This is a genomic window from Gordonia sp. SCSIO 19800, from assembly GCF_018132775.1.
Classification (GTDB): Bacteria; Actinomycetota; Actinomycetes; order Mycobacteriales; family Mycobacteriaceae; genus Gordonia; species Gordonia hongkongensis.
Genome location: NZ_JAGRQM010000003.1, coordinates 57,539 through 70,929, shown reverse-complemented (window position 1 = coordinate 70,929; position 13,391 = coordinate 57,539). Strand labels below are relative to the sequence as shown.

Sequence of the window (13,391 nt, the reverse complement as noted above, 5' to 3'; positions counted from 1 at the left end):
GCCGCGGCCCGCCCGGCTCACGCCTCGAGCTTGTACCCGAGGCCGCGGACGGTGATGAGGTGCTTCGGATTCGCCGGGTCGGGCTCGATCTTCGAGCGCAGGCGCTTGACGTGTACGTCGAGTGTCTTGGTGTCGCCGACGTAGTCGACGCCCCACACCCGGTCGATGAGCTGACCCCGGGTCAGGACTCGGCCGGAGTTGCGCAGCAGATACTCGAGGAGGTCGAACTCCTTGAGCGGCAGCGTGATCGACGTTCCGTTGACCGACACGGTGTGTCGCTCGACGTCCATCCGGACCGGCCCGGCCTCCAGGATCCCGATCTCCAGACCGTCGTCGGGCACCTCCCCGCCGCGCCGCAGCACCGCACGGATGCGGGCGATCAGCTCGCGCGCCGAATACGGCTTGGTCACATAGTCATCCGCGCCGAGTTCGAGGCCGACGACCTTGTCGATCTCACTGTCGCGCGCGGTCACCATGATCACCGGGACATTCGACCGGGTGCGCAAGGCCTTGCAGATCTCGGTTCCGGACATCCCGGGCAGCATGAGATCGAGGAGCACGATGTCGGGACTGACCCGATCGAAGGTCGGCAACGCCTGGGCGCCATCGGTGATGACGCTGGCCTCGAAGCCCTCTTTGCGCAGCAGGAAGGCCAGCGGATCCGCCAGCGATTCCTCGTCCTCGACGATCAGAACGTGGGTCAACTCTTGTTTCCTTCGGTGGGTCGGGCAGGTGGGTCGTCACCCTCCGCGGAGGGAAGTGCGCGGGGCGGCGCATCGGGATCCGACAGCGCCTGCTGGGCTGCCGGCGGCCAGCCGGCGTCGGACAGGTCCTCCGGGATGCACAGCGTGAAGGTCGAGCCGGTGCCGGGCTTGCTCCACAGGTTGATGGTCCCGCCGTGATTGGCGGCCACGTGCTTGACGATGGCCAGTCCGAGCCCGGTTCCGCCGGTCATCCGGGACCGGGCCTTGTCGACCCGGAAGAACCGCTCGAAGACCCGCTGCTGGTCCTCCGGCTCGATCCCGATCCCCCGGTCGGTCACCGCGATGGCGACCATCGGACGCCCGTCGATCTTGATCACGCGGCGGCTGATCGACACCACGGTGTCCGACGCCGAGTACGAGATGGCGTTCGAGATGAGGTTGTTCAATGCGGTGAGAAGCAGCGGACGGTCACCGCGGATGATGACGCCGATCGGACCGTCGGCGCGCAGTTCGATGGCCGCCGCCTCGGCGGCGAGCGTCGCCGCGGTCAGCGCGTCGTCGATGAGCGAGTCGACGTCGATGCAGGTGAACTCCGGTGTGACGCCGTCCTGGAGTCGGGACAACGCCAGCAGTTCGCTCACCATGTTGCCCATGCGCTTGGTCTCGCCGACGACGCGGCGACCGAAGTGCTGCACCGAATCGGTGTCGTCGGCCGACTCGAGCAACGCCTCGGCAAGCAGCCCGATCGCGCCGACAGGGGTCTTGAGCTCGTGCGAGACGTTGGCGACGAAGTCGCGCCGGGTGGCCTCCACGCGTTTGTGTTCGGTGTCGTCGAGTCCGTACGCGACGACATAGCGTTCCTCGCCCTGCGCGACGATCCGAGCGTGACAGCGCACATGCTCGACACTGGGCCGGGGCGTCCGGCCGGTCGAGACGAAGCCGAGACTCGACATCGGCGGGCTGAACTCGAAGCGCCGTTCGACGCCGGTGTCGAGCACTTCCTTCACGGCCTCCCACACCGGGTCGGCCAGCAGCATCTCGCGTACGAGCCCGAGTTCGACGGCCCGCTGGTTGTACAGCACGACGTCGCGGAACTCGTCGACCACGGCGATGGCGGTCTCGGTGTTGCGCACGACCATGCTCAACAGACCGGCCTTGGTCATGCGGCCGTCGTCGGTGGTCGCCTGCACGTCGGAGTCACGGACCTCGGCCGAGGCGGGCACCTCACGGGGACCGAGGGTCGCCTCGGGAACGAACTCGGCGGCGGTGGAGGCGGAACGACGCGGGATGCGATCGAGAAACGCGAACCCTCGGGACCGGTCGCGGTCCCGGGTGCGTCGACCGATCACGACACCGAGGCAGAGCGCGAGTACGAACGCGATCGTCGCGGCGAAGATTGCGGCGGTCACAGGGGCAGCTTACGGCTCGACCAACACCGAACGCACATCTGACGAAGGTGTTCGGCAGTTGTTCACGCGGAGTTGGCCGGAGTCCCTGCCGACGCGGGGGAATGCTTCCCCGGTGCCGGGGCGGCCGTGACCGAACCGGTCATTGCGGGACCGGAACCGCCATGTCCGCGAACTCGGGGTGACGTTCGATGAAGCGCTGCACGTAGGAGCAGACCGGCACGACCTGCTTGCCGCCGCGCCGGATGTCCTCGAGGACCGCCTGAACCAATTGGCCCGCATACCCGTGACCGCTGAACTGCTCGCGGATCACGGTGTGCGTGATGACCACCTGGTAGGGCTCGGACACATAGTCGAGATAGCCGACGATCTCGTCGTCGCCCTGGGAATCGGCGACGAGGATCGCCTCGTACCGCTCCTGGGCAGGTGAGTGCTCGATTCGCAGGGTGCCCATGTCCGCCATGCCGTCTAATGTAGCGCGCGCCACACCGTCGACGCCATGGCGAAACGTGTCACGTCCGGGTCCGAACGGACCCCGACGGCTACTTCTGCCCCTGGGCAGCCACCGCGGCGGCGCCCGCGGCCGCCGCCTCGGGGTCCAGGTAGGTACCACCCGGGTTGAGCGGCTTCAGGTCGTCGTCGAGGTCGTACCGAAGCGGGTTGCCGGTGGGGATGTTCAGTCCGGCGATGTCGTCGTCGGAGATGCCGTCGAGGTGTTTGACGAGCGCGCGCAGCGAGTTGCCGTGCGCCGCGAGCAGCACGTTCTTCCCCGCCCGGACGTCGGCGACGATCGTCTCGAGGTAGTACGGGATGAACCGCTCGACGACGTCCTTGAGGCACTCGGTCAGCGGCACCTCGGGGAGGTCGGCGTACCGCGCGTCACCCACCTGGCTGTATTCGGCGTCGGGCTCGATCGCCGGCGGCGGGGTGTCGTAACTGCGACGCCACAGCATGAACTGCTCGTCGCCGAACTTCTCCTTGGTCTCGGCCTTGTTCAGGCCCTGCAGCGCACCGTAGTGACGTTCGTTGAGTCGCCAGTCGCGGATCACCGGGATCCAGAGCCGGTCGGCCCGGTCGAGGGCGATGTGCGCCGTCGTGATCGCCCGACGCAGCAGCGACGTGTAGACGACGTCGGGCAGCAGGTCGTGCTCGACGAGGAGCTCGCCCCCGCGTTCGGCCTCGGCCCTGCCCTTGTCGGTGAGCGCCACATCGACCCAACCGGTGAACTGGTTGGACGCATTCCATTCGCTCTCGCCGTGCCGCATCAGGATCAGGGTGCCGTTGCTCATGGCCGATAGTTTTCCACAGTCGGTGCGCACCCTCTCCTCACCGGCGCCTGAACCCCCGGCCGGACCCCGGCGCGCACCTGGTGACGACGAAATGGTAATGAACCGGTCGATTCGCCGCGCGAACGGCCATGGGCGGGTCTAGCGTTAGCGCATGACAGCCAGTACAGACGCCGGCGCGACCGGCCAGAATGCGGAGAAGCAGCCCGAGCTCAAACGCGTGTTGGGCTGGAAGCTGTTGTTGCTGTTTATCATCGGCGACATCCTGGGCACCGGCGTCTACGCACTCACCGGCCAGGTCGCCGGCGAGGTCGGGGGCGCGGCGTGGCTGCCGTTCCTCATCGCGTTCGCGGTGGCGACGCTGACGGCGTTCTCCTACCTGGAGCTGGTGACCAAATATCCCCAGGCCGCCGGCGCTGCCCTGTACGTGCACAAGGCTTTCGGCGTCCACTTCATCACCTTCATCGTGCTGTTCACCGTGATGTGTTCGGGTATCACCTCGGCGACCACCGCGTCCCGCGCGTTCGCGGTGAACATGCTGACCGCGTTCAGCGGGGACAAGCCCGACGCCACGAGCCCGGCGCTGTTCGCCATCGCCATCGGTTTCCTGCTGCTGGTCATGTTCATCAACTTCCGCGGCGTCGCCGAAGGCGTCGGCACCAACGTGGTGCTGACGCTTGTGGAGCTGACGGGCCTGCTGTTGGTGCTGTTCATCGGCTACTGGTTCATCGTGGGCGGCAATGCCGACCACTGGGATGCGGTGGTGGCCTTCGAGAGTCCCGACGACAAGAACGTCTTCATCGCCGTCACCGCGGCGACCTCACTGGCGTTCTTCGCCCTCGTCGGTTTCGAGGACTCGGTGAACATGGCCGAGGAATGCAAGGAACCCATCCGGATCTTCCCCAAGGTGATGCTGAGCGGCCTCGGGATCACCGCCGTCGTCTACGTACTGATCGCGATCTGCGCGGTGGCGATCGTCCCGGTCGGCGTCCTCGCCGAGAGCGAGACCCCGCTCGTCGACGTCGTGCAGACCGCGGCCCCGGACTTCCCGATGTCGGATCTGCTGCCGTGGATCTCGATGTTCGCCGTCGCCAACACCGCGCTCATCAACATGATGATGGCGAGCCGCTTGCTGTACGGCATGGCCAAGCAGGGAGTGCTCCCGAAGTTCCTCGCCTACGTGCACCCGGGGCGTCGGACGCCGTTCGCCGCCGTGGTGTTCACCACCGTCATCGCGCTGTGCCTGCTGACCTACGTCAGCGCCGATCCCGAGGGTTCGATCGTCGGGCTCCTCGGCGGTACCACCGCGCTGCTGCTGCTCGCGGTGTTCACCGTCGTCAACATCTCGGTCCTGGTACTGCGCAAGGACCGGGTGGGGTACAAGCACTTCCGCACCTACACCCCGATCGCCGTGGTCGGCGCCCTGACCTGCGGCTACCTGACGCTACCGTTCACCGGGCGCGATCCGGAACAGTACGTCATCGCCGGATGGCTTCTGCTCCTCGGCGTCGTCCTGTGGGCCATCACCTACTGGTGGCGCAAGCGGTCGGGCACGACCGACGCGCACTACGACGACATCCCGCCGCACGAGATCCCCTGACGCACAAGAAATCCGTATGACGTTGTGCCCGGTTGCCGGGCACAACGTCATACGGATGTCAGACGCAGAGACTACTTGCGGAGGTCCTTGCGCAGGATCTTGCCCGACGCGGACTTGGGGATCGTCTCGATGAACTCGACCGCCCGGACCTTCTTGTGCGGGGCCACCTTCGACGCCACGAACTCGATGACCTCGTCGGCGGTGATCTCCGCATCGGGCTGGCGCACCACGAAGGCCTTGGGGATCTCCTCGCCCGACTCCGCCTCGATCACGCCGATGACCGCGGCGTCGGCGATCTTGTCGTTGGTGAGCAGCAGCGCCTCGAGCTCGGCGGGCGGCACCTGGTAGCCCTTGTACTTGATGAGCTCCTTGAGCCGGTCGACGATGTAGACGCATCCGGTCGGGTCGACCTGCGCCATGTCGCCGGTGTGCAGGTAGCCGTCGGCGTCGATGGTGTCGGCGGTCGCCTGCTCGTTGTTGAGGTAGCCCAGCATCACGTTCGGCCCCTTGACCCACAGCTCGCCCGGCTCCGACAGTCCCTCGCTCGGCAGCTCGATCTCGGCACCCGATGCGGGGTCGACGATCTTGTTCTCGGAGTTCGGCACCGCCCACCCGGTCGAGGACAGCGGGGGGTCCTGCTGACCCAGCAGGCCGGGGGTGTCGGCCGGGATGATGTGACTCACCGGCGACAACTCACTCATGCCGTAGCCCTGCAGCATGTGCAGGTCGAGACGTTTGGCGACGGCCTGGCCCAGCTCGTCGTCCAGCGGCGCCGCGCCCGACATAATCGTGTGCAGCGAGGACAGGTCGTAGTTGTCGATGATCGGGTGCTTGGCCAGCGCCACGGCCACCGGCGGCGCGATGTAGGCCATGGTGACCTTGTGGTTCTGGATGTTCTCGAGGAACTCGACGAGGTCGAACCGCGGCATCACGACCAGCGACGCCCGGTTGTACAGCGCCGCGTTCAGCAGCACCGTCATGCCGTAGATGTGGAAGAACGGCAGCACCGCGATCACCACATCGTCGGCGCCCATGCCCTGCAACGGTCGGATCTGCGCGACATTGGCGACCAGATTGCGATGCGAGAGCGCGACACCCTTCGGATTCCCGGTCGTGCCCGATGAATACGGCAGGACCGCGACGTGCGTGGCCGGATCGAACGACACCTCCGGTGCGGCCAGTCCGGCGCCCAGGAGGTCCGCCGCGTTCGGGTGTCCGGAGGCGTCCTGGCCCTCGCCGTCGAGGACGATCAGGTCGGCATCCGCCAGCCCGACCTCATCGGCGGCGGCCTTGGCCTGCTCCAGCATCGGCGAGATCGTCACCAGCATCTTGGCGCCGGAATCCCGCAGCTGCTTGGCGATCTCGGGCCCGGTGAAGAGTGCGTTGATCGTCGTCGCGGTGCCGCCGGCCCGCAGAATCCCGTGGAACACCGTCGCGAACGCCGGGATGTTGGGCGACAGGATGCCCACCACGTCGCCCACGCCGATCCCCCGCGACGCCAACGCGCCCGCCGCCGCCTCGATCTGCGAGATCAGCTGCGCATAGGTGGTCGTCGCCCCCGACTTCGGGTCCACCAGCGCGGTACGGGCGAGGTCCTCCTCGGCCACCGCGCCGAACAGGAACTCGAACACACTCACGTCCGGGATCTCGACGTCGGGGAACGGACTCGTGAAGCTCATGACACCTCCATTGGGGAATTTCTCGACCACATCGTATCAACGCACGTTGATACGATGTGACGTGGACCTCTCTCGAGAGAGTCTACGATTCGTCCGATTCGGCGGTCGACGGATCCTCGGTGACGCTCTGCGCACCGTCGACGACCGACTCACCCGGTACGTAGCGGCCTTCGAGCGGTTTCCCCGCCTCCGGCAGGGACTCCTTGTCGATGAGGTGCTCGAAGGCGAGCAGGTTGCGCAGCGATTCGCCGCGCGACACCCGCCACGCCCACTCCCGCTGGATCGAGGTCAGGAACCCGAGTTCGAGCAGGGTGTTGAAATCCCCGTCCGCGGCCTCGAGGACCTGCCCCAGGATCCGGTCGACCTCGCCGGAACTCAACCCGTCGGCGGAGATCCGTCCCACGAGGTAGATGTCACCGGTGTTGTCGATGGTGTAGGCGACGCCGTACAGCCGGCGGTTGCGCTTCAACAGGTACTTGTACACGCCGGCGTGGTTCTCGTCGGGCCGGCGGCACACGAAGGCCTCCACCCGGACGCCGTGCTCGCTCGCCGTCAGCAACACGGTGGTCTTCAGTTTGCGTTCGCCGGGCAGCTCGACGACCACGTGATCGACGTCGGCCCCGCCGCCGCTCTTGCGTGCGAAGGCGATCTCGTTCTCGCCCAGCGTCTTCTCCAGCAGGTCGACGACCTCGTTGCGACTCACGGCATCCTCTCGTCGGTGGTATCGGGAACCCTTGCGCAGCGGGCGATTTCGGCGCAGCGTCAGACGGTGACCCGGTTGCGCCGACGACGCCAGCGGCGTCGAAGGCGCGCCGAGGCCGCGGCCGTAGCGGACACCTCGGGCGACGCCGGACGCTGGTGCGCGGCGAACGACCGCATCGCCCGGCCGTAACTCTCGAGGAGCTGATCGACCGTGTGTTCCCAGGAGAACTGCTCGGCGTGGGCGCGGGCGTGCTGTCCGAGCTCGACGAGTCGATCGGGTTGCGCGAGAATCTTTTCCAGCGCATTCGTCCAGTCCCCGACCCGATGCCCGTTGACCAGCACTCCGGTCCGGCCGTCGTCGACCGCCACCCCGAGGCCACCCACATTCGCGGCGATGACGGGCGTCCCGCAGGCCTGCGCCTCGATCGCGACCAGTCCGAAACTCTCCGAATGACTGGGCACGGCAACCACATCCGACGCCCGGTAGACCTGCACCAGACGGTTCGCCGGCTGGGGCGGCAGGAAGGTGACCGAATCGGCGATCCCGAGTTCGGCGACCTGATCCATCAGCGCGGTGGGCCGTTGCAGCCCCGACCCCGACGGCCCGCCGACGATGAGCACCCGCAGCCTCCGCCCGGTCGCGGCGGACTCACCGATGAGCGGCGCGACCGCGGCGACGAGGAGGTCGGGGGCCTTCAGCGGTTGGATGCGCCCGACGAACGTCACGATCATCTCGTCGGGGTCGAGGCCGAGCTCCGCGCGGGCGGCCGCGGCGGAACCCGGTGTGTAACAGTCGAGATCGGCACCAGGGGTCACCACGTCGATACGGTCGGCGGCGGCACCGTACATCGAGAGCAATTCGGTCGCCTCGGTCTGGGTGTTCGCGACCAGGCGATCGGCCTCCCCGACCACCTGCTGCTCCCCGATGACCCGTAGCTGCGGCTCGGCGGTGTCGCCCTCGGCAAGCGATGCGTTCTTGACCGCGGCCAGGGTGTGCGCGGTGTGCACCAGGGGGACACCCCACCGGTCGCGGGCGAGCCACCCCACCTGGCCGGAGAGCCAGTAGTGCGAGTGGATGACGTCGTAGTGACCGGGCGCCTGCGCGGCCTCGGCCCGCAGGACCCCGGCCGTGAACGCACACAGCTGGGCGGGCAGGTCGCGCTTGTCGAGGCCCTCGAACGGGCCGGCGACGACGTTGCGCACCGTCACCCCCGGCGCTGCGGCGACCGACGCCGGGTCGGCCGACGACGTCGCGCGGGTGAAGATCTCGACCTCGACTCCCCGACGGGCCAGCCGCGTCGCGGTCTGCCAGACGTAGACGTTCATCCCGCCGGCGTCGCCGGTGCCCGGTTGCGCCAGCGGCGAGGTGTGCACGGAGATCAGCGCGACACGCCGCGGGGACGGGCTCGAGGTCATGGTCTCCACCATAGAGAAACGCCGTGTCGGGCGAGGAGTCCCCCGGCCTGCGGACACCCTGCACGCCCGTCGCCGCGATCACCTAGACTGCTTTCGGTAACGATTGTCATTTGCGTGAAGGTTGTCGATGAAGAAATCCCTGCTGGCCACGGCCGGTGTGCTGTCCGCCGCCGCCCTGGTGTTGTCCGCCTGCTCCAGCGACTCCGGCGGGACCGACGGCCCCCCGACCGTGGTCGCGTCCACGAACGTCTGGGGTTCGGTGGCGGCCGCGGTCGCCGGCGACAACGCCGAGGTGACCGCGCTGTACACCAACGCCGACGGTGATCCGCACGAGTTCGAGCCCTCGGCAGCGGACACCGCGACGATCGCCGATGCCGACATCCTCGTCTTCAACGGCGGCCACTACGACTCCTACATGGAGGAGGCGGCGGCCAACTCGGACGCGACGGCGGTCGACGCCTACGCCCTGCTCGGGAGCGACGAGCATGCCGACGAGGCCGGTGGCGAGCACGCCGACCACGGCGACGAGCACGCGTCCGGCGATCACTCCGACGGGGCCCACGACCACGCGCACGGCGACCAGAACGAGCACGTCTTCTACGACCTCCCCGTCGTCGCCCAGGTGGCCGACAAGGTCGCCGACGCGCTGGCCGAGAAGGACCCGGGCAACGCGGAGTCCTACCGCGCCAACGCCGAGACCTTCACCACCGGCATCGACGGTCTGCGCGCGAAGCTCACCACCATCCGGGAACAGCACGCCGACACCGAGGTCGCCCAGACCGAGCCGCTCGCGGGCTACATGCTGACCGAGGCCGGGCTCGTCGACATCGCGCCGGCCGGTTTCACCCAGGCCGTCGAGGAGGGCCAGTCACCCGCGGCCGCCGACCGTGCGGCACTGCAGGACATCCTGGCCGACCGTCGGGCGAAGGTGCTGATCTACAACACCCAGGCCGTGGACCCGGTGACACAGGCCATGCTCGACGTCGCGCGCTCCGCGGGCGTCCCGGTCGTGGAGTTCACCGAGACCCTGCCCGACGGCGTCACCGACTACGTCGTGTGGCAGGGCGCCCAGATCGACGCCCTGACCGCGGCGCTGGGTTCCGGCTCCAATTGACCGGGGCAGGCGACTCGACCGGAGCAGGCAAGGGCAGGCCGGTCGTGGAGTTCACCGGCGCCCGGCTAGCGTTCGGCGACCGGGTTCTCTGGGACGACCTCGACCTGACGATCGAACCCGGTGAGTTCGTCGCGGTCCTCGGGCCGAACGGCTCCGGCAAGACGTCGTTCCTGCGGGTTCTGTTGCACCAGTACGCGCTCGACCGCGGTACCGTGACCACCACCGACGCCGTGGGCTACATCCCCCAGCAGCACGCCGAGGACGACGCCGACCCGATGGCCATCCGCGGCCGGGACCTCGTCGGGTTCGGTGTCGACGGCGGCCGCTGGGGTGTCGGACTCCGGGGCCGGGCACGACGCCGCGCACTCGTCGACACCGCGCTCGGTTCGGTGGATGCCCTGCCGTACGCCGACGCCCCGCTGGGCGTCCTGTCCGGCGGCGAGCAGCAACGGCTACGCGTTGCCCAGGCGGTGGTGAGCGATCCCGCGCTGCTGCTCTGCGACGAGCCGCTCGCCAGTCTCGATCCGACCAACCAGCAGGTGGTCGTGGACCTCATCGATCGCCGGCGCCGGGACGCCGGGACGGCCGTCGTGTTCGTGACCCACGAGATCAACCCGATCCTGCCCTTTGTCGACCGCGTCCTGTACCTCGTCGACGGCCGGTTCCGCATCGGCGAGCCGCATGAGGTGATGACGACGGAGACACTGAGCGAGCTGTACGGCAGCGACGTCGAAGTGCTGCGCGTCAACGGCCGTCTGGTCGTGATCGGTGGCGAGGACGCGCACCACTGCGCCGCCGACAGCGAACCGGGTGTCGCGAGGCGAGGCGGTCCGGCGTGAGCGTCACCCACCTCTCCGTCGACCGTTCGTTGAGCGACCTCTGGGATTTCTCCACCACCATCGACCTGCTGGGTTACGACTTCATGCAGCAGGCACTGCTCGCGATGGTGCTGCTCGGCCTCCTGGGCGGCCTGCTGGGCCCGCTCATCGTCGCCCGGCAGATGTCCTTCGCGGTGCACGGCGCCAGCGAACTGTCGGTGACCGGAGCCGCGGCGGCCCTGCTGATCGGGTTCAGCGTGAACCTCGGCGGCGTCATCGGCGCGGTCATCGCCGCGGCGGTCTTCGGCTTCCTCGGCAACAAGGCGCGGGAGCGCGACTCGGTGATCGGCGTCGTGATGGCGTTCGGCCTCGGCATCGGCGTCCTCTTCCTGGCCTTGTACGGCCGGATCGGGACCGGCTTCGCGTTGTTGACCGGTCAGGTCGTGAGCGTGGGCATCAACGGCCTGGTCGCGATCGCCATCACCACGGGCATCGTCGTCGTCGTGCTGGCCGTCATCTACCGGCCACTGCTGTTCGCCTCCACCGATCCCCGCGTCGCGCAGGCGCGGGGGGTACCCATCCGCACCCTGTCGGTGGTGTTCGCGATCATCATGGGCCTTGCGGCCGCGCAGGGCGTTCAGATCATCGGCGCGCTGCTGGTGATGTCGCTGATGATCACCCCGGGCGCCGCAGCCGCCCGCGTCACGTCGAATCCGACGCGCACGCTGGTGCTGTCGGTCGTGTTCGCCGAGGTCGCGGCGGTCGGCGGGTTGCTGATGTCGCTCGCTCCCAAGCTGCCCGTGTCGGTCTTCGTCACGATCATCTCGTTCGCGATCTACGTCGTGTGCCGGATCATCGGCAACCGCCGCGTGCATCGCACGCGCTGATCCGACAGAACACAAGCACTGCTGGGCCGCCTCGCTCGCACCGCAGTACCTTTCATTCCTCGGCGAAGCCGGGGTTGCAGCCGGCGCCGACCATGTCCTCCTCGGCGACGACCGGCCGGCCGGGTTCGAGGTTCCAGCTGGGCTTCTCGGGTTCGACGATGCGGACGAACCGCCAGTGGCAATCGAATTGGGCCTGCATCCCGGGGGTGTCGGCGGTGGGGTCGAGAGCGACGACCTCCGCCCACGCGGCCGCCATCGCGCCGGGGTCGGTGGTGTAGCGCCCGGAATTCGTGGGGAACACCGAGAGGCTCGGACCGACCGCGGTGTCGGTCCACTCGGTCCGCTCGATGTACGGCGGGCGGTAGGCGATCGTCGGCGCGCTCTCGGTGGGCGAGTACGGGCCCGATGAATACGGGGTGGGCGACGGGCTCGTCGTGCTCGAGGCGGTCGTGCTCGGACCCGGTGCTCCGGGGTCGACCGCGTCTGTCCCGCACGCGGACAGGACCGCGGCGACGGCCAGCGCACCGGCCGCGGCGCGCCACCGCCGCCGCCCTCCGTCGGCCACTCCCGCACCCGCCCTGCGCAACCCCGTCGACATACCGACACCCTAGGTGACGGGTAGCCTGCACCTTGTGGTCCGCCGGCGCACGCACAAGCGGGCGGTCGGGTTGTTCGTCACCGCGATCGCCGTCGTCGTGCTGTGCCTCGCGGGGTGTGCGCGCACCCCCGATCCGGGACCTCCCCAGATCACCCAGTCGCATCGGGCCTCGACCACTCCCACCGGCCTGGTACTCGACGGAAAACCCTGGTGGCCCGCGGGTTTCAATGCGTATCAGCTCAGCACCGACTGGTCGGTCAACCGCGGCTGCGGCGCCCAGGTCGACGCCGACGGGTACTTCGACAGACTCCCGCCCCGCGCGCTGACCCGATTCAACCTGTACTCGGTCTTCGCCGTCGACAAGCGCAGCGGGCTCATCGATTTCGGGCCGATCGACCGGGTCTTCCAGGCCGCGGCCCGGCATCACCAGATGGTCCTGCCGGTCCTCACCGGAGGCTCGGGCGACTGTGAGGACGAGCGGTTCAAGGAACGCGACTTCTACGTCGACGGTTGGCAGAGCCAGGAGATCGTCGGCGGGCTGACGTACGCGGAGTGGGTCGAGATCGCGGTGACCCGCTGGCACGACGAGCCGTCGATCGCCGGCTGGGAACTCGTCGGGGAGCCCGAGGCGAGCGAATGCGGTCCGGCCTCGTGCAACTGGGAGGCGCGAACGTGTCCCGACGATGCCACGGCCGTGTTGCGCGCGTTCTTCGACCGCGCCGGCGCCCACCTCCGGGCCTACGACGCCGACCGTCCGATCTTCTCGGGAGTGGTCGGCGGCGACCAGTGCGGCCTCGCGGGCGCGGGTTATGCCGAGGTCCTGGGCTCGGCCGGCGTGGACGTGCTCGACTTCCACGACTACCGCTCCGATGTCGATCCCGAATCGGGGCCCGCGGGCAGCAATCTGCGCGCACGACTGGCGCAGGCTCGCGAGCTCGGAAAACCGCTCGTGGTCAACGAGATCGGGATACACGCCGGCTCATGTGTCTCGATCGCGAACCGGGCCGAACAGTTCGAGACCATCATCGCGCGCCACCGCGACGCCGGGGTCGCCGGCGCGCTGCTGTGGTCCTTCGTGCCGGACCCGCGCGGCGCGCAGTGCTCGTACGACATCGGGTTGCATGACCCGGCCTGGAATGTGGTGCGCGAGAACGCCTCCTGATCGCGTGCGACGGCCCGCT

General features: G+C 68.5%; 13 protein-coding genes. 5 read left to right on the top strand and 8 right to left on the bottom strand.

Features of this window, described 5'->3' with window-relative positions; all coding sequences use genetic code 11:
• Positions 1-17: 17 nt before the first annotated feature.
• The 4 genes from KB201_RS04360 to KB201_RS04345 all read right to left on the bottom strand — a co-directional run bounded on the left by KB201_RS04360 (position 18) and on the right by KB201_RS04345 (position 3,399).
• Positions 18-704, bottom strand: coding sequence for a response regulator transcription factor (locus KB201_RS04360; protein WP_058252633.1), 687 nt, complete (start codon positions 702-704; stop codon positions 18-20).
• A complete protein-coding gene (locus tag KB201_RS04355) occupies positions 701-2,113 on the bottom strand; it encodes a cell wall metabolism sensor histidine kinase WalK (RefSeq protein ID WP_211538469.1) in 1,413 nt (470 codons plus the stop codon). Before KB201_RS04355 ends, KB201_RS04360 begins: the two co-directional genes overlap by 4 nt.
• A gap of 139 nt (positions 2,114-2,252) precedes the next feature.
• Positions 2,253-2,573 (bottom strand): GNAT family N-acetyltransferase, encoded by a 321-nt coding sequence (locus KB201_RS04350; protein ID WP_058252631.1) that lies wholly within the window; start codon positions 2,571-2,573, stop codon positions 2,253-2,255.
• Positions 2,574-2,652: 79 nt separating this feature from the next.
• Positions 2,653-3,399, bottom strand: a complete 747-nt coding sequence (locus KB201_RS04345) for a phosphoglyceromutase (RefSeq protein WP_058252630.1) — start codon at positions 3,397-3,399, stop codon at positions 2,653-2,655.
• 151 nt (positions 3,400-3,550) lie between these two features.
• Between KB201_RS04345 and KB201_RS04340 the strand changes: the two genes are divergently transcribed.
• Positions 3,551-4,996, top strand: a complete 1,446-nt coding sequence (locus tag KB201_RS04340) for an APC family permease (RefSeq protein ID WP_211538468.1) — start codon at positions 3,551-3,553, stop codon at positions 4,994-4,996.
• A gap of 71 nt (positions 4,997-5,067) precedes the next feature.
• Here KB201_RS04340 and KB201_RS04335 read toward each other — a convergent pair whose 3' ends face one another.
• The 3 genes from KB201_RS04335 to mshA form a co-directional block, all read right to left on the bottom strand.
• Positions 5,068-6,675: a 4-coumarate--CoA ligase family protein gene (locus KB201_RS04335; RefSeq protein ID WP_058252628.1), complete on the bottom strand. Its 1,608-nt coding sequence runs from the start codon at positions 6,673-6,675 to the stop codon at positions 5,068-5,070.
• An 82-nt stretch (positions 6,676-6,757) separates the two neighbouring features.
• Positions 6,758-7,378 carry a YbjN domain-containing protein gene (locus KB201_RS04330; protein WP_065629192.1) on the bottom strand — a complete coding sequence of 207 codons (621 nt, stop codon included), beginning with the start codon at positions 7,376-7,378 and terminating at the stop codon, positions 6,758-6,760.
• 59 nt (positions 7,379-7,437) lie between these two features.
• Complete coding sequence (gene mshA, locus KB201_RS04325; protein WP_211538467.1) at positions 7,438-8,793, bottom strand: D-inositol-3-phosphate glycosyltransferase; 1,356 nt, start codon at positions 8,791-8,793, stop codon at positions 7,438-7,440.
• A gap of 127 nt (positions 8,794-8,920) precedes the next feature.
• Between mshA and KB201_RS04320 the strand changes: the two genes are divergently transcribed.
• The 3 genes from KB201_RS04320 to KB201_RS04310 are packed head-to-tail and all read left to right on the top strand — an operon-like array spanning position 8,921 to position 11,612.
• Positions 8,921-9,907, top strand: a complete 987-nt coding sequence (locus KB201_RS04320; protein ID WP_211538466.1) for a metal ABC transporter solute-binding protein, Zn/Mn family — start codon at positions 8,921-8,923, stop codon at positions 9,905-9,907.
• On the top strand, positions 9,904-10,746 hold the full coding sequence (locus KB201_RS04315) for a metal ABC transporter ATP-binding protein (RefSeq protein WP_211538465.1): 843 nt from the start codon (positions 9,904-9,906) through the stop codon (positions 10,744-10,746). Before KB201_RS04320 ends, KB201_RS04315 begins: the two co-directional genes overlap by 4 nt.
• Positions 10,743-11,612 (top strand): metal ABC transporter permease, encoded by an 870-nt coding sequence (locus tag KB201_RS04310; protein WP_058252624.1) that lies wholly within the window; start codon positions 10,743-10,745, stop codon positions 11,610-11,612. Before KB201_RS04315 ends, KB201_RS04310 begins: the two co-directional genes overlap by 4 nt.
• A 52-nt stretch (positions 11,613-11,664) precedes the next feature.
• On the opposite strand, the gene KB201_RS04305 is transcribed toward KB201_RS04310, so the two are convergent.
• The gene (locus KB201_RS04305; protein ID WP_211538464.1) at positions 11,665-12,210 is read right to left on the bottom strand and encodes a DUF2599 domain-containing protein; all 546 of its coding nucleotides are present in this window, start codon (positions 12,208-12,210) and stop codon (positions 11,665-11,667) included.
• A 13-nt stretch (positions 12,211-12,223) separates the two neighbouring features.
• On the opposite strand from KB201_RS04305, the gene KB201_RS04300 reads away from it, so the two are divergent.
• Positions 12,224-13,372 carry a beta-mannosidase gene (locus KB201_RS04300; protein ID WP_137809738.1) on the top strand — a complete coding sequence of 383 codons (1,149 nt, stop codon included), beginning with the start codon at positions 12,224-12,226 and terminating at the stop codon, positions 13,370-13,372.
• The last annotated feature ends 19 nt before the right edge of the window (positions 13,373-13,391 follow it).